Raw genomic sequence first — 15,537 nt, 5'->3', positions numbered from 1 at the left:
GCCCGCATCCCGGCGGTTAATCCGTCCTAGGGATTGATTTTTAATGACGCCCCACGGGCGCGCTGTTCGAGGCGGATTGGCCGGAAAGCCATCCACAAACTCCCAAGTGGGGGCCACAGAACGCGGATGACAGAAAAGGAAGACGCATGTTTGCGGTCATCAAGACAGGCGGCAAGCAATACAAAGTCCAATCCGGCGATATGCTGCGGGTTGAACGTATTGCGGCCAATGCTGGCGAAACGGTCCAGTTCAACGAAGTTCTGATGCTCGGCGGCGACAGCCCCGTGCTCGGCGCGCCCATGGTTAAAGATGCAGGTGTTCAGGCCGAAGTCGTTGACCAGATCAAAGGCGAAAAGGTAATCAACTTCGTCAAGCGCCGCCGGAAGCACTCTTCCAAGCGTACCAAGGGTCACCGTCAGAAACTGACCTTGATCAAGATCACCGACATCCTGTCTTCGGGCGCGGATAAGTCGGGCGTGTCTGCCGCTGTTGGCACCGGTTCCGTGAGCGCCTCGGCTGTGGCCGCGATCACCGGAAAGACCGACGACGCAACACAGATCAAGAAAGCCAAGAAGGCGAAAGCCACTAAGGCCGCTCCAAAAGCCGAGAAAGCCGACAAGATGTCGGAAGCTGGCGCGGACGATCTGAAGGCGTTGAGCGGCGTAGGCCCAGCACTTGAGAAGAAGCTGCACGAAGCGGGTATCACCTCCTTCGCTCAGATCGCAGCATGGACCGAAGCGGATATCGCTGAAGTTGACGAGAAACTGTCTTTCAAAGGCCGTATCCAGCGTGAAGGCTGGGTCGATCAGGCCAAAGAAAAGACCAAAGGCTAAGGAGAGACCGAGATGGCACATAAAAAAGCAGGCGGTTCATCCCGTAACGGGCGCGACTCAGCTGGTCGTCGCCTTGGCGTTAAGAAATATGGCGGCGAAGCCGTTATCCCTGGCAACATCATCGTGCGTCAGCGCGGCACCAAATTTTGGCCCGCCGAAGGCGTTGGCATGGGTAAAGATCACACGATCTTTGCTGTTGTAGACGGTGCTGTGACCTTCCACAAAGGTTTGAAAAACCGCACGTTTATTTCGGTTCTGCCACGCGCGGAGGCCGCTGAATAAGCCGTACCCCACAGGGTTTGAAAAAATTCAGGGATCGGCGATACCGCCGGTCCCTTTTCTTTTTCAGGGAATATTCCCATGTATTTAATATCACCTAAGCGGCCGTTTCGGCCCGCCAGCAATTTCGACCCTCAGGGGCGATTGCTGCTTGGATTATATGAGATCGTTACGTTCGGCAGGGAGGTTTGTGCCGAAAGTCGCGTCGCATTTACGCGCCAGCTTCGCGTGATCAGGGCAGGAGTGCGCACCCGCCCGCTACTCAGTCTGTTCGGAGGAGGAACATGACGATGCAGATGGAACCTATAGTTAACCAACCCGTGATTGAAACCGACCGGTTTGATCTGCGCCCTGTGCGCCGCTCGGATATGGGGATGATCGAAATGTACGCCAGCGATCCGCGTGTCGCCAATGCGACGTCGTCCATCCCGCACCCATTGCCGCCCGGAAGCGTAGAGGCCTATGTGACACGCGCCATGGCCGATGACCGCGAAGAAGATGTTTGGGTCATGGATGGGACCCGGGCTGGCAGTTCCGAAGTCATGGGCGTAATCTCCCTGACACGCCTTGATCGCAACCAGTCCGAGGTCGGCTACTGGGTGGCGCCTGCGTTCTGGAACACGCATCTTGCCTCTGACGCGGTGCAGGCGCTGGTGAATGCGAACCCTTTGGGCAATGACGCGCTTTTTGCCTCTGTCTTCCACGATAACCCAGCCTCGGCCAAAGTGCTGACCAATGCGGGGTTTGTCTATCTTGGCGATGCGGAAACCTATTGCTTGGCCCGCGATGCTGCCGTACCCACATGGACCTATAGTCGTAAGCTGTAGGACCGTATCCCGCGCCTGAAAGGCAAGACCATGAAGTTTCTCGATCTGTGCAAAGTCTATATTCGATCCGGCGGCGGTGGCGGCGGCTGCGTGTCGTTTCGCCGCGAAAAATATATCGAATATGGCGGTCCGGATGGCGGTGATGGTGGTACGGGCGGTTCTGTCTGGGCCGAAGCGGTCGATGGGCTGAACACATTGATCGATTTCCGCTATCAGCAGCACTTCTTTGCCAAAAGCGGTCAGCCCGGTATGGGCAAGCAGCGGACCGGGAAAGACGGCGATGATATCATCCTCCGCGTCCCGGTAGGGACCGAGATCCTTGATGAGGATCAGGAAACAGTAATCACTGACCTGACCGAATTGGGCCAGCGTGTGCAGCTTGCACGCGGCGGCAATGGCGGATGGGGCAACCTGCACTTCAAATCCGCGACAAACCAAGCGCCCCGCCGCGCCAATCCCGGTCAAGAGGGCGTTGAGCGTACGCTCTGGCTGAGGTTGAAGTTGATCGCTGACGTAGGTCTGTTGGGCCTGCCGAATGCGGGTAAATCGACGTTTCTTGCTGCCACTTCCAACGCGCGGCCCAAAATTGCGGATTACCCATTCACCACCCTGCACCCGAACCTTGGCGTTGTAGGAGTGGACAACACTGAATTCGTCGTCGCAGACATTCCCGGCCTTATCGAGGGGGCTTCCGAAGGGCGCGGCTTAGGCGATCTTTTCCTAGGCCATGTGGAGCGTTGCGCGGTGTTGTTACACCTGATCGACGGCACGTCCGAAACCGTAGCCGAAGACTATCGCACCATCATTGGCGAGCTTGAAGCCTATGGGGGCGATCTGGCGGAAAAACCACGTGTGACTGTGCTGAACAAAGTTGATGCACTGGATGAAGAAGAGCGCGTAAGCCGCTTAGATGAATTGAAGAATGCCTGCGGCGGCGATGTAATGATCATGTCCAGTGTGGCGGGCGAAGGGGTTACCGACGTGCTTCGAACCCTGCGCCAGAATATCGACGATGACCGCCTGCGTTTCCGTACCACCGAGGAAGAAGAGCCTTGGCAACCCTGAGCGCCGCCCGCCGTGTCGTGATCAAGATCGGTTCCGCCCTTTTGGTGGACCGCGATAGCGGCGCATTGCGTCGCGATTGGCTTGTCGGGCTGGCGCAGGATGTATTGTGGCTCAAGGGCTTGGGCTGCGATGTTGTGCTAGTTTCTTCGGGCTCAATCGCGCTTGGCCGGGGGGTTTTAGGGCTACCTCCAAGCGTTCTGGCATTGGAGCAGGCGCAGGCAGCCGCCGCAGTTGGACAAATTCGACTTGCCCGTGCTTACGAAGAGGTGCTTGCCCCACATGAGATTACGACTGCGCAGGTCTTGGTCACCTTGGAAGACAGCGCTAACCGCCGCCGCTACCTAAACAGCCGCGCAACACTAGAACAGTTGCTTTCGCTTGGGGTGGTGCCGATCGTGAACGAAAATGACACAGTCGCAACCGACGAAATTCGCTTTGGTGACAACGACCGGCTCGCGGCGCAGATCGCTGTGACGGTGGGGGCGGATCAGTTGATCCTGCTGTCTGATGTAGACGGTTTTTACAGCGCGAATCCCACGCAAGATGCAAGCGCGAAACGCTATGACGTCATTGACACCATCACGCCCGAGATTGAGGCGATGGCCGGAGATGCCGGGTCGGGCCTGTCCAAAGGGGGCATGAAGACCAAGGTGATGGCAGCCCGGACCGCAACTGCGGCAGGATGTGCGATGGCGATCACCGATGGTTTTGTCCTCCGCCCGCTTACCGCATTGGAATCCGGCGGAAATGCCACGTGGTTCACTGCCCAAAGCGATCCGCAGGCCGCACGCAAACGCTGGATTGCTGCGATGAAACCACGCGGCGGTGTAACGCTCGACGCCGGTGCGGTTGCTGCCTTGGCGCGGGGGACATCGTTGTTACCGGCAGGGGTGACGGCGGTCAACGGGCGCTTTGAGCGCGGCGACAGTATTACAATGTATGACCTTGCGGGGCATGCGGTAGGCTGTGGTCTGAGCCGATATTCCGCAGCAGAGATTGAACAGATCAAAGGCCATAAGAGCGCGGAAATAGAAGCGGTCTTGGGCTATCCGGGACGCGCGGCACTGATCCACAGGGATGACATGGCGCTATAGGCGCGATTAAGATCAAGACAGGGGCATAAGGCCATGAATGAGATAGTTAATATTCCTGAATTGATGGCCGATATCGGCGCACGTGCCCGGGCGGCTGCGGCGCAACTGGCGACCGCCAGTGCGGAGCGCAAGCACGCAGCATTGATCGGTGCCGCCGAAGCCGTTTGGAAAGAGCGCGCTGAAATTATCGCTGCCAACGCAAAAGATCTCGACTTTGGACGCGAGAAGGGTCTGACCGACGCGATGATGGACCGTTTGATGCTGGACGAAGGCCGCATCCGCAGCATGGTTGATGGACTGCGTTCAGTCGCAGAGCAAACTGACCCGGTGGGCGAGGTGATCGCAGAATGGGACCAGCCCACTGGGTTGAACATTCAGCGCGTCCGCACGCCCTTGGGGGTGATCGGTGTTATCTATGAATCGCGTCCGAATGTGACGGCGGATGCGGGCGCACTTTGCCTCAAGGCCGGGAACGCGGTGATCTTGCGCGGCGGGTCCGAGAGTTTTCATTCCTCCCGTGCCATCCATCGCTGTTTGCAGCAGGGGCTGCGGGATGCAGGGATGCCGGAAGATGCGGTGCAACTGGTGCCGACGCGCGACCGTGACGCTGTGCGTGAGATGCTCACCATGACCGAAACCATTGATGTGATCGTGCCCCGTGGCGGCAAGGGGCTGGTCGGGTTAGTGCAGCGCGAAGCGCGGGTGCCGGTCTTTGCGCATCTTGAGGGGATTGTGCACATCTACATCGACGCTGAGGCCGATCCGGAAAAAGCGCTTAAGGTTGTGTTGAACGCCAAGACGCGGCGCACTGGGATCTGTGGCGCGGCGGAATGCCTGCTGATCCATCACGATATTGCAAAATCTATTGGCAATGGTGTGATCCGCGCCCTGATCGACGCAGGTGTCGAAGTGCGCGCAGATGCTGGGCTGCAGGGTATTGCTGGCACCGTTCCGGCGACCGATGCGGACTGGGGCCAAGAATACCTTGATATGATCGTCGCCGCGCGGACGGTGCCAGACGCACAGGCTGCCATGGATCATATTCGCCAATATGGGTCAGGACATACCGATTGCATTTTGACTGAGAATGCTAAAACCGCTGCGGAGTTCTTTAATGGGTTGGATTCCGCGATCTTGATGCACAATGCCTCTACCCAGTTCGCGGATGGCGGAGAGTTCGGCATGGGTGCAGAGATTGGCATCGCCACAGGTAAGCTACACGCCCGCGGCCCGGTCGGCGCGGCGCAGTTGACCAGCTTTAAGTATCTCGTGCGTGGTGACGGTACGGTCCGCAGCTGAAACCTAAAAGGACAGGGTCAAAACGGTATTCGCGCTGTGTAGGCGCACCTCTTTTCCCTGCGCCTGCGCGAGGATCGGCAATAACGCAAATTGTACCTGCGCGGGCTGAAGCTGCTTGTCTTGATCTGCTTGCGATAGAAGTGACCAAAGATCGTCCTCGATTGCGATCTTGTCAGCCTCAGCCTGCAGCCGCCATTCGCCCTCCGGATGGGTGACGGTGATGCGCCCGCCATGGTGTAAAGCCGTCTCAATACACAGCAGTGCAAGGAATGCCATTCGCACATCGTTGCGTGACTGAGATGCTGTGATTTGCCAATCAACCTCGATACGTGTGGCGGCATAGAGGTCGCGTAGGATCGATGTCACCTCGCCCTGACCCATGGTCTGATCACCGGCGGCGCCAAAAGCGATGCGGAAAAATCGTATCCGCGCAGAGGCGCTTTCTACGCTTTGGCCAATCAACTCAAGTTCTGGCCCGGAGGATGCGCCGGTGCCCGCCATGTTCAACAATTCAAGCCCGTTGTTGATGGCGCCGATTGGCGATATCAAGTCGTGGCAAATACGGCTGCCGATAAGCGCAGGCAGGTCGAGGTTAACGTGGCCCATCATGGCCCCCCTGAATGATTGGAAACATCATGGATGATCTGAATGCGCTTCTTAGCCCGGGCATGTTGGTCATGCATCCACAGCACCCCGACTGGGGTACAGGCCAAGTGCAAAGCAACATCGGCGGCAAGGTAACGGTCAACTTTCGCGACCAAGGTAAGGTGGTCATAGACAGCTTTCGCTTAGGATTAATGCCGGTCTTTGATGAAGGATGACCCTTTCCAAATCCTTAAGAGTGGAAAAATATTCTCTTTCACAACTTAAAATAGAGTATCGGCTTGGGGGTGATCTGGCAAGTGTTGCGCCTTGGGAGCTGATTGCCTATCAGGCGGAGAACTTGTTTTAAGGCACAGGATTGGCCGATGCCGCGGGGCGTTGCAGCAGATTTTCAGGTCAGACTGGCGCGAACGGACGCCGATGTGCAGGCCGCACAACGGCTGCGCTATGAGGTCTTTGTGCAAGAGCTGGGCGGCGGTGGCGCAATGGTCGACCACGCGGCACGGCTTGAGCGGGACCGGTTTGATCCCTTCTTTGATCACCTTCTGTTGACGGATCTGCGCAACGGCAAGCTGGCTGGCGTCTACCGCGTGATGCGCGGCGATATGGCCGCGCGGGCAGGGGGCTTCTACTCAGAGGCCGAATACGACCTGACACCGCTGGTGCATTCGGGGCGTAGGCTGTTGGAATTGGGGCGGTCCTGTCTTGATCCGGCTTACCGCGGCGGTGCTGCGATGCATCACCTCTGGGGGGCCTTGGCACGCTATGTGGCAGAGCATGAGATTGAGGTTCTGTTCGGTGTTGCGAGCTTTCATGGCACGGATACGGCAGCTTTGGCAGAGCCTCTCTCCCTCTTGCATCACCGGCATCTCGCACCTTCGGAGTTGCGCGTCTGCGCCCGAGAATTTGCGCCAATGGATTTGATCTCAGAGGGCGACCTGGACCGTCGGAAAGCCATGCTCGCGGTGCCGAGCCTGATAAAGGCCTACCTACGGCTTGGCGGTTGTGTGGGGCAGGGCGCTTATATCGACCGCGCATTTAACACCACGGATGTCTGCCTGATCCTTGATACGAAACAGATGAATGCGCGTCAGTCTCGGATTTATAACGGCGGCGCTGTATGACCACAACGTGGGACAGTGATCAGCCGCCGCCAAAGCTGCGCCTGACCCTCACAGGGATGCTGCGTGTGGCGCTGCGCGGGACAACCTTGGCGCTACTGGTCTTTGGCGGTTTGGTTATTCTACTGGCGTTTCGACTGATCGAGCGGCCAATCTTTGGGCTGCACCGGCCCATCACGCCTTATATAACCCAGACCGTGTGCCGCGCGGCGTTCTGGATATTGGGTATGCGGTTTATCAGGCAAGGCACGCCGATGGAGCGGCGCGGTGCGGTGGTGGCCAACCATACGTCTTGGCTGGATATCTTTGCACTGAACGCGGCCAAGCGGATCTATTTCGTTTCCAAATCCGAGGTCGCAGGCTGGCCCGGCATCGGCTGGTTGGCGCGGGCGACCGGGACAGTCTTCATCCGTCGGGACCGGGCCGAGGCGCGCAGCCAGACAGAGGTTTTCCGGACGCGCTTGTTGGCAGGGCATAAGCTGTTGTTCTTCCCCGAAGGCACCAGTACCGACGGCCTGCAAGTGCTGCCTTTCAAAACAACGCTCTTTGAAGCCTTCTTCGATCCCGAACTGCGTAACGAGATTGCGGTCCAGCCGGTAAGCGTTGTCTACCACGCGCCACAGGGCGAAGATGCGCGGTTCTATGGATGGTGGGGGGATATGTCCTTCGGGGTGCATTTGCTGACGACGCTGGCCGCGCGGCATCAGGGTGCGGTCGAAGTGGTGTATCATTCGCCGCTGCCCGTGGCGGATTTCACCGGACGCAAGACGCTCGCGCAGCGCTGCGAAGCGATCGTGCGGGCAGGGCACGCAGACCCCCCGGTCGGGCCCGCAATAAGCCCCTTGCGCTGCGACGCATGCTGGCATATACGCGCCCCACTTGAACCCGCAGTCGGGGTTGGGCCTTTTGGGGAGAAATCCCAAAACGTCCGCCGGTTGGCAGCATGTCGCTGTCATACCCCCGATGAGGCTAAACCGGAAAGGTATAAAGACATGGCTCTTCCTGAGTTCTCCATGCGCCAACTGCTTGAAGCAGGCGTACACTTTGGTCACCAGACACAGCGCTGGAACCCCCGCATGGGCCCGTACATCTACGGCGCACGCAACGGCATCCACATCATGGACCTTACACAAACCGTTCCTATGCTGGACGATGCGCTGAAAGTTATCCGTGACACCGTCGCCAAAGGCGGCAGCGTTCTCTTCGTCGGCACCAAGCGTCAGGCTGCTCAGCCGATCGCCGAAGCCGCAGAGAAATGCGCACAGTATTACATGAACCACCGTTGGCTCGGCGGCACGCTGACCAACTGGCAGACCGTTTCTCAGTCGATCAACCGTCTGAAAAACATCGATGAGCAGTCCGAGCGCGGCTTTGAAGGTCTGACCAAGAAAGAGCGTCTTGGCATGGAACGTGACCAGTTCAAACTGGAAGCATCCTTGGGCGGCATCCGTGAAATGGGCGGTCGTCCTGACCTGCTGTTCGTCATCGACGTGAAAAAAGAAGCATTGGCGATTGCCGAAGCCAACAAACTGGGCATCCCAGTTGTGGCCGTGGTTGACACCAACTGCTCGCCCGACGGCATCGACTACATCATTCCCGGCAACGACGACGCGGCCCGCGCCATCTCGCTCTACTGCGATCTGGCAGCGCGTGCGGCACTTGACGGCATGTCCGCTCAGCTGGGTGCGGCAGGCGTTGACCTTGGCGCCATGGAAGAAGCCCCCGAAGAAGAAGCCGTGACCGCAGGCGAAAGCACCGGCGTCGAAATCGGCAACGCTTCGGAAGAAACTCTGCATGACGATGCCATGGGCAAAGACGCGCCGCTGGACATCGAATCCAAGAAAGAGACCGTCGCAAAAGCCGAAGGCTAAGCGTCACGGACCTGAAACACGGGGCAGGGTAACCTGCCCCGATTTCCACCAGATGCGGGCCTTGGGCCTGCCCCCGATTTCCAAAGGAGAACCAAGAGATGGCAATCACAGCATCCATGGTCAAGGAACTGCGCGACAGCACCGGCGCAGGCATGATGGACGCCAAGAAGGCGCTGACTGAAAGCAATGGCGACATGGAAGCCGCCGTTGACTGGCTGCGCACCAAAGGTCTGGCCAAAGCGGCCAAAAAATCCGGCCGTACAGCAGCCGAAGGTCTTGTGGCCGTTAAAGTTGAAGGCGGTCACGGTGTCGCGGTTGAAGTGAACTCCGAAACCGATTTCGTCGGCAAAAACGCCGAGTTCCAATCCATGGTCAGCAACATCGCCGATGCAGCGCTAAAAGTTGACGATGTTGACGCGCTGAAAGCGGCTGAGATCAATGGCAAGTCCGTTGAAACCACGCTGACCGACGCGATCGCCAAAATCGGCGAGAACATGTCCCTGCGCCGTATGCAAAGCATCGATGGCGAGACCGTTGTCTCCTACGTGCACAACGCAGCTGCGCCCGGCATGGGCAAGATCGGCGTTCTGGTCGCCATGAACGGTGGCAACGAAGAGTTCGGCAAGCAGGTCGCGATGCACATCGCCGCTGTGAACCCGGCGTCGCTGTCCGAAGCTGACCTTGACCCGGCCGTTGTCGAGAAAGAAAAGCAAGTTCAGATCGACATCGCCCGTGAAAGCGGCAAGCCCGAAGCCGTGATCGAAAAGATGATCGTGGGCCGGATGCAGAAGTACATGTCCGAAGTGACATTGCTGAACCAATCCTTCGTCGTGAACCCTGACCTCTCGGTAGGCAAGGCCGCCGAAGAAGTTGGCGCAACCATCACCGGTTTCGTGCGTCTGGAAGTTGGCGAAGGCATCGAAGTCGTCAAAGAAGACTTCGCCGCCGAAGTGGCCAAGGCAGCAAAAGGCTAAGCCCTTTTGTTATAATGATAAAAAGGCGGCGCATTTCGATGCGCCGCCTTTTTTGTTTTGCGACCTAGAAACACCACCAGCCGAACTGGCACGCGATGTCGCGGCGCGGGGCAGGGAGCATTCACGAGGAAACGGTAAAGAACCCGGCCAGCCAGGTGAAATATACCTGACTGAGACCGGCGGCCCGAAAAGAGCCTTGGTATTACAAGGATTAACGGCCCGTCATACCTCAGGTGCGAACACCCGCGATACTGGCGGACCATGGCGATCTACCACTCTGGGTTCCAGTAAGGTATTCCATACCCTAATATATTACGGGTCCATGACAAACATCTGGTTCGCGAATGCGGCCTTCAAAACCGCCTGCGCTGTGGTTTCCACCGAAAGTGCTTCCCGCGCGAGGCGAAGGTGCTTCTCCACTGTGGCTGCGGTGAGCCCCATCAGAAGGGCGATGTCCTGCGTTGTCTTGCCGTCGCCAACCCATTCAAGCACCTCCAACTGCCGTCGTGTGAGGCTTCGGTTTGGGCTGCTATAGGGCAGGGACAAGATTTTTAGATGCGCGATCTCGTTCATCAGCTGAATATCCGCACCATGTTCTGTCCAGATCGCGTCAACATCCCGTTTGGTCATCCCGCTCTTGGCCGTGAGGGCAATGGCCCCCTTAGAACGTGCCGAAATAGAGCGAAAACTGATCGTATAGCCCGCGATTACATCCATACTGCGGTTAAATTCGATCACGCGGTTTTCCGCGTCCGTCCTGCCATCGTGCTCTGCAGCTGTCAGTGAATCCCAGCTACAGGCACCTTCGTTGTTAAGCGCCCACCGCACCATTGGCGCATGCAGATAGAGCCCGCTATGCAGGTACCCGTTAAGATACTTTGAGCTCTGATTACTGAGGATCACGAAATCCGCCGGATCGCCCAGCGACGTCGGGGTTCGGTAGCGCGTAAAGCCGTAGATCAGCCGATCAAACCCATAGTCAGCCATCTGTCGTGTATGGGCATCCCAGAGTTCTTCGATTGTCGGGCTATGCGCGACCTGGTGAAGATAGTCGCGCAAATTCATCAGCTTACGACGCGTTGTTGAAGAGCTTGCAGCGCCAGAACATAGCCATGCGCGCCAAAACCGCAGATTTGCCCCAAGGCAACAGCCGCGATGTAAGACGTATGGCGATAGCTTTCTCGAGCGTGAATATTGCTTAGATGCACTTCTACCACCGGCAGGTCGACCGAGGCGATGGCGTCCATCAGGGCAATTGACGTATGGGTATACGCGCCAGCGTTTAGGACAATGCCATCATGCTTACCGCGCGCCTGATGGATCAGATCGATCATCGCACCTTCATGATTGGATTGCGCAAATTGCATTTTCAAACCAAGCCGCGCAGCTTCAGCTGCACAAAGGGCTTCGACATCTGCCAATGTCGTTTTCCCGTACACCTCAGGCTGCCTTGTGCCTAAAAGGTTCAGGTTTGGGCCGTTCAAAATAAGTACAGAGGCCATATTCACTCGCTAAATACCATCTAGACAGTGTTAACGGAGCGAAACTGGCGCTGTCCAGCGTCAGGTGCCATTGAGGTGCTACTGTGGCGAGAAGATCGCAACAACGGGGCCGTGGCAATGTGAACTCACGTTGAAGCGCAATTTCTGTTTGATCAGTTTATCAGGGTGACGTCACCCTTTCCATCAGGTTCAATCGGAAGACTTCAGCGGGCGTTTGATACCCCAGACACTTGCGCGGCGTGCTGTTGAGACGGTCGCAGATCGACCTTAAATATCGATCTGTGAACACCGTGGGATCAGCCTTTCGCGGAAGGTAGCGGCGTAGACGGTTGTTGGTGTTTTCGACCGTACCCTTCTGCCAAGGCGATTGGGGGTCGCAGAACCAAGCGTCGACACCAAGCCCAGCTTTCAAATGCCGCCAGGCAGTGAACTCTGTGCCGCGATCAAATGTGATGCTGCGACGGGCTTCAGCGGGCAGGGGAGATAAGCTATCAATCAGGCCTTCCATCACCGGCTTTGACTGACGATCTGGGTTCTTTAAAACGACAGCGAACCGGCTCACGCGTTCGACCAACGAAGTCACATTCGCTTTCCCAAACTCCTTGCGGAACATCACCAGATCGCACTCCCATGTGTGGATGCCCGCTTTGATGCAAGAGATAATTTGACGGTTTAAACATGTGATCGGGTACGGTCATGTGTCAGGCCTCAATTTGCGACGTTTCACATGCCGCGGGCCGGTATGGCGATGCGAAGGTTGGGTCCATATCAATGACACGAGCGCGGAGCTCTCTGGGAGTGCCTGGTTTTCCTAACCTCGATCTGGTCGATCATTTGTCCTTACTGTCTCAATGTCCTTCTCACATCATACCGAGCGTTGCAGGCTTACGCCGTCGCGATCGGATCTCGATAATCTTCATGCTTCGTCATCATTGCCCAAATGGTTCGGGCTGTTTTGTTAGCCAACGCGATTGCGACCAACATACGTGGTTTGCGTTCTAACATTTGCTCAAGCCACGACCCTTTAGGTGGTCCATTTTTGATCGCCCATCTGATCCGGGTCATGGCGCCGATGATCAGCAGTCGTCGGATGTCGCGTTGCCCCATCTTTGATGTTCGCCCCAACACTTGCCGCCCACCTGTTGATTTCTGAACCGGGACCAGACCCAGCCATGCCGCAAAATCCCGACCGCGTTTGAAGCCTTCTAGCGGCGGGGAGAATGCCTTGATCGCCATTGCACTCACAGGTCCGACCCCCGGCGCAGTTTGCAATCGGATCGTTTCTGGGTCGGATTTCGATTCTTCTTTCAGGCGCCGCTCTATCGCAACTATTTTGTCAGTAATGATACTTAGCTGATCCAAGTGTATATGGCTGAGTTCAATAACAATTGAAGGCAGGTCACAATCCGGGCTATCAATCTGTTCAGCTAACTTCTTTACAAAGTTCCGACCGGGAGGGGCGATGATCCCGTATTCCATCAAATGACCACGCAGCGCATTGATGATGGAGTTACGTTGCCGAACAAACAAATCCCGTGTCTTGAAGACCATCGAACGGGATTGTTGTTCAGCCGATTTGACAGGAACAAATCGCATTGTGGGCCTGACTGCCGCTTCCGCAATGGCCTCGGCGTCGTTTGCGTCATTCTTCTGGCGCTTAACGAATGGCTTCACATAGATAGGTGGGATCAAGCGGACGTCATGGCCCAACTTCATGATCTCGCGACCCCAGTAGTGCGATGACGCACATGCCTCCATTGCGACCACGCAAGAGGGCTGTTCGCCCAAGAACTTCAGGAACTGACCCCGAGTTAGTTTCTTGCGGAACATTGGCTCACCAGTAGCCGTCGCGCCGTGTGCCTGGAAAACGGACTTTGCCAAGTCGACGCCGATCATTGTAACTTCATTCATGGATGCTTCCTCCAATTTGGTGCTTTCAACATCACCATTATGGCACACTTTGATGCCGCTTCAGGGGTGGGGCATCCACACCATCAATGCCCGAATTGGCTACGTTCGGCTATCGCTTCGGGGCGATGGGCTATGGCAATTTCATCAAGAAATCTGCGCCCATGATGCCTGCGGGTTCCGCGTGGCCTGCGGCGTCGGCGATGCTCTGGTAAATGGCGATAGAACTTCTCAGCACGGCCGTCTTTGGAGTAAGCATAACGATAGATCGTCTCATGGCTGACGCGCATGGGATGGCACTCTTGCCGCATGCGTCCCGCGATCTGTTCAGGCGACCAACCCGCATCAAGTCCGTCGCGGACTGCCGCCATGATGTCAGGATATCGGATCAACTTACGATGCACCGCGCGGCGTTGTTCGTATCTGTCCTGCGCGTTCACAGCGTGGTAGCCGTTCAGCTGTGGCAGTTCTTCGTCATGATAGAAGTTCCGCCTGATCTCGCGGTAGATTGTTGAGGGCGCGCGACGCAGATTGTCGGCGATCTCTTTGATTGGTATCTTCGCATCAAGCCATTTGGCCAGCTTGCGGCGTTCTTCGAGGTTTAGGTGAGGGTAGCAGCGTCCCATTGATCAACTCCATGCAAGGTCCTGTATTGATACAGAATTCGCACTTCATTTGTGAATCCACCCCAAAATGCAGACTGATACTTATAATCAGTATTATGTAAATAAATAGTATCTGTAAGTACGCGAATTCGCTTAACCTAAGGCGTAACCCGCGCCACGTACGGTTCTGATCGGATCGCCACCGCCTTCGCGGGTTAACGCCTTGCGCAGGCGTGCGATATGAACATCGACCGTGCGTGTATCAACATAGATATCACGGCCCCAAACATGATCGAGCAACTGATCACGGCTGAACACACGACCGGGTTTTTCCAGCAACGTTGTCAGCAATCGGTACTCAGTCGGTCCCAACTTTAACTCGCTGCCTGCACGGCTCACGCGGTGACGCTCTGGATCGAGCTGTATGTCATCAAAGCTGAGAAGTGCGCCTGCAGCCGCCGGACGGGTTCGGCGCAGTTGGGTCCGTACACGCGCCATGAGTTCACGCAGATTGTATGGCTTGATCACATAGTCGTCCGCACCGGTTTCAAGACCTCGAACGGTGTCCACTTCTTCGGATCGCGCCGAGAGCATGATGACCGGGATATGCCGCGTGCTCTCACGTGATTTAAGCTGACGACACACCTCGATGCCGCTCATCAAGGGCATCATCCAATCAAGGATCACCAGATCAGGTGCGGCCTCTGACACCAGCAGCATCGCTTCTTCGCCATCTTCGGCTCGGCGCACCTCAAAGCCTTCGGCTTCGAGGTTATAGGCCAGCACCTCCCGTTGCGCTGGTTCGTCTTCTACCAGCAAAACCTGTGGCCGTGTTACGTCCATCTTCTCAGTCCTTCGTGGTGATCGAGGTGCGGTCGGCTTTGGGGCGATCTTCCTCGGGCGTTTCACCGGTCACCAGATAGACGACTTGTTCGGCGATGGCAGTCACATGATCGCCCATACGCTCGACGTTCTTGGCGATGAAATGCAGGTGCATACAGGCCGTGATGCTGCGTGGGTCTTCCATCATGAAGGTCAGGAATTCGCGAAACAGCGCGTTATACATCTGGTCGACATCTTCGTCGCGGGTGATCACATCGCGTGCGAGTTCAGCGTCGCGCTGGATATAGGCATCAAGCGCGTCTTTCAGCATCGCCTCAACTGCGCCGGCCATGCGGCGGATTGCGCCGGTGCTGTCGCTCACGGGCTCCATTTGATTCAGAACGCTTGTGCGCTTGGCCATGTTTTTCGCATAGTCGCCAATACGTTCGAGGTTGGCGCTAATCTTGATGACGCTTAGCGTCAGACGCAGGTCAATCGCCGTGGGCGCACGCAAAGCGATGACGCGGGCGGCGCTTTCGTTGATCTGTTCCTCCAGACCGTCGATGGCCTTGTCCCCTGCCCGCACCTCATTAGCGAGCTCTTCGTCACGGGTTTCAAGCGATTGTGCGCCGCGGCGGATGGCGTCTTCGACCAAGCCGCCCATTTTGAGGATCTGTGCCTGAACGGCTTCCAGATCGCGGTCGAATGCTGATGCAATGTGTTGATCTGACATG

General features: G+C 57.0%; 16 protein-coding genes and 3 pseudogenes. 11 read left to right on the top strand and 8 right to left on the bottom strand.

The genetic code is table 11. The features are described from left to right. Window positions 1–146 precede the first annotated feature (146 nt). The 6 genes from DSM110093_RS08485 to DSM110093_RS08460 all read left to right on the top strand — a co-directional run bounded on the left by DSM110093_RS08485 (window position 147) and on the right by DSM110093_RS08460 (window position 5,397). Window positions 147–833 (top strand): 50S ribosomal protein L21, encoded by a 687-nt coding sequence (locus DSM110093_RS08485; RefSeq protein ID WP_243264648.1) that lies wholly within the window; start codon window positions 147–149, stop codon window positions 831–833. A gap of 12 nt (window positions 834–845) precedes the next feature. Next, window positions 846–1,115 (top strand): 50S ribosomal protein L27, encoded by a 270-nt coding sequence (gene rpmA / locus DSM110093_RS08480; RefSeq protein WP_093926210.1) that lies wholly within the window; start codon window positions 846–848, stop codon window positions 1,113–1,115. A 287-nt stretch (window positions 1,116–1,402) separates the two neighbouring features. Then, entirely contained in the window at window positions 1,403–1,939 is a 537-nt protein-coding gene (locus DSM110093_RS08475; protein ID WP_243267697.1) for a GNAT family N-acetyltransferase, read from the top strand. Between the two features lie 30 nt (window positions 1,940–1,969). Beyond that, complete coding sequence (gene obgE, locus DSM110093_RS08470) at window positions 1,970–3,004, top strand: GTPase ObgE (protein WP_243264647.1); 1,035 nt, start codon at window positions 1,970–1,972, stop codon at window positions 3,002–3,004. After that, window positions 2,992–4,098 (top strand): glutamate 5-kinase, encoded by a 1,107-nt coding sequence (proB, locus tag DSM110093_RS08465; protein WP_243264646.1) that lies wholly within the window; start codon window positions 2,992–2,994, stop codon window positions 4,096–4,098. The genes obgE and proB overlap by 13 nt, the downstream gene beginning before the upstream one ends. 33 nt (window positions 4,099–4,131) lie before the next feature. Next, the gene (locus DSM110093_RS08460; RefSeq protein ID WP_243264645.1) at window positions 4,132–5,397 is read left to right on the top strand and encodes a glutamate-5-semialdehyde dehydrogenase; all 1,266 of its coding nucleotides are present in this window, start codon (window positions 4,132–4,134) and stop codon (window positions 5,395–5,397) included. A 3-nt stretch (window positions 5,398–5,400) separates the two neighbouring features. On the opposite strand, the gene DSM110093_RS08455 is transcribed toward DSM110093_RS08460, so the two are convergent. Beyond that, the gene (locus tag DSM110093_RS08455) at window positions 5,401–6,006 is read right to left on the bottom strand and encodes a histidine phosphotransferase family protein (RefSeq protein ID WP_347568616.1); all 606 of its coding nucleotides are present in this window, start codon (window positions 6,004–6,006) and stop codon (window positions 5,401–5,403) included. 26 nt (window positions 6,007–6,032) lie between these two features. Between DSM110093_RS08455 and DSM110093_RS08450 the strand changes: the two genes are divergently transcribed. The 5 genes and pseudogenes from DSM110093_RS08450 (at window position 6,033) to tsf (ending at window position 9,966) form a co-directional block, all read left to right on the top strand. Beyond that, window positions 6,033–6,218 carry a DUF3553 domain-containing protein gene (locus DSM110093_RS08450; RefSeq protein ID WP_243264644.1) on the top strand — a complete coding sequence of 62 codons (186 nt, stop codon included), beginning with the start codon at window positions 6,033–6,035 and terminating at the stop codon, window positions 6,216–6,218. A gap of 147 nt (window positions 6,219–6,365) precedes the next feature. Next, a complete protein-coding gene (locus DSM110093_RS08445; protein ID WP_243264643.1) occupies window positions 6,366–7,124 on the top strand; it encodes a GNAT family N-acyltransferase in 759 nt (252 codons plus the stop codon). Continuing rightward, window positions 7,121–7,666 (top strand): annotated as a pseudogene (locus DSM110093_RS20920) (lysophospholipid acyltransferase family protein); the annotation flags it as partial. The gene DSM110093_RS08445 and the pseudogene DSM110093_RS20920, both read left to right, overlap by 4 nt. Window positions 7,667–8,113: 447 nt before the next feature. Continuing rightward, window positions 8,114–8,992, top strand: coding sequence for a 30S ribosomal protein S2 (gene rpsB / locus DSM110093_RS08435; protein ID WP_243267695.1), 879 nt, complete (start codon window positions 8,114–8,116; stop codon window positions 8,990–8,992). Between the two features lie 98 nt (window positions 8,993–9,090). After that, window positions 9,091–9,966 (top strand): translation elongation factor Ts, encoded by an 876-nt coding sequence (gene tsf / locus DSM110093_RS08430; protein WP_243264642.1) that lies wholly within the window; start codon window positions 9,091–9,093, stop codon window positions 9,964–9,966. A gap of 312 nt (window positions 9,967–10,278) precedes the next feature. Here the strand turns inward: tsf and DSM110093_RS08425 are convergent, their stop codons facing one another. From DSM110093_RS08425 to phoU, 7 genes and pseudogenes are all read right to left on the bottom strand, one after another. Continuing rightward, on the bottom strand, window positions 10,279–11,031 hold the full coding sequence (locus DSM110093_RS08425; protein WP_243264641.1) for a LuxR family transcriptional regulator: 753 nt from the start codon (window positions 11,029–11,031) through the stop codon (window positions 10,279–10,281). Next, a complete protein-coding gene (gene aroQ / locus DSM110093_RS08420) occupies window positions 11,031–11,468 on the bottom strand; it encodes a type II 3-dehydroquinate dehydratase (RefSeq protein WP_243264640.1) in 438 nt (145 codons plus the stop codon). Before aroQ ends, DSM110093_RS08425 begins: the two co-directional genes overlap by 1 nt. A gap of 160 nt (window positions 11,469–11,628) precedes the next feature. Then, window positions 11,629–12,099: pseudogene (locus DSM110093_RS08415) on the bottom strand (IS30 family transposase); the annotation flags it as partial. 254 nt (window positions 12,100–12,353) lie between these two features. Further along, entirely contained in the window at window positions 12,354–13,379 is a 1,026-nt protein-coding gene (locus DSM110093_RS08410) for an IS110 family transposase (protein WP_243264639.1), read from the bottom strand. Then, window positions 13,379–14,002 (bottom strand): annotated as a pseudogene (locus tag DSM110093_RS08405) (IS30 family transposase); the annotation flags it as partial. The gene DSM110093_RS08410 and the pseudogene DSM110093_RS08405, both read right to left, overlap by 1 nt. Window positions 14,003–14,134: 132 nt before the next feature. Then, entirely contained in the window at window positions 14,135–14,824 is a 690-nt protein-coding gene (phoB, locus tag DSM110093_RS08400; RefSeq protein ID WP_093926199.1) for a phosphate regulon transcriptional regulator PhoB, read from the bottom strand. 4 nt (window positions 14,825–14,828) lie between these two features. Further along, window positions 14,829–15,536 (bottom strand): phosphate signaling complex protein PhoU, encoded by a 708-nt coding sequence (gene phoU / locus DSM110093_RS08395; protein ID WP_243264638.1) that lies wholly within the window; start codon window positions 15,534–15,536, stop codon window positions 14,829–14,831. Window position 15,537 lies beyond the last annotated feature (1 nt).

It is taken from the genome of Sulfitobacter sp. DSM 110093 (assembly GCF_022788715.1).
GTDB lineage: Bacteria > Pseudomonadota > Alphaproteobacteria > Rhodobacterales > Rhodobacteraceae > Sulfitobacter.
The sequence above is the reverse complement of the archived record's forward strand: the minus strand, read 5'-3'. Positions and strand labels throughout refer to the sequence as shown.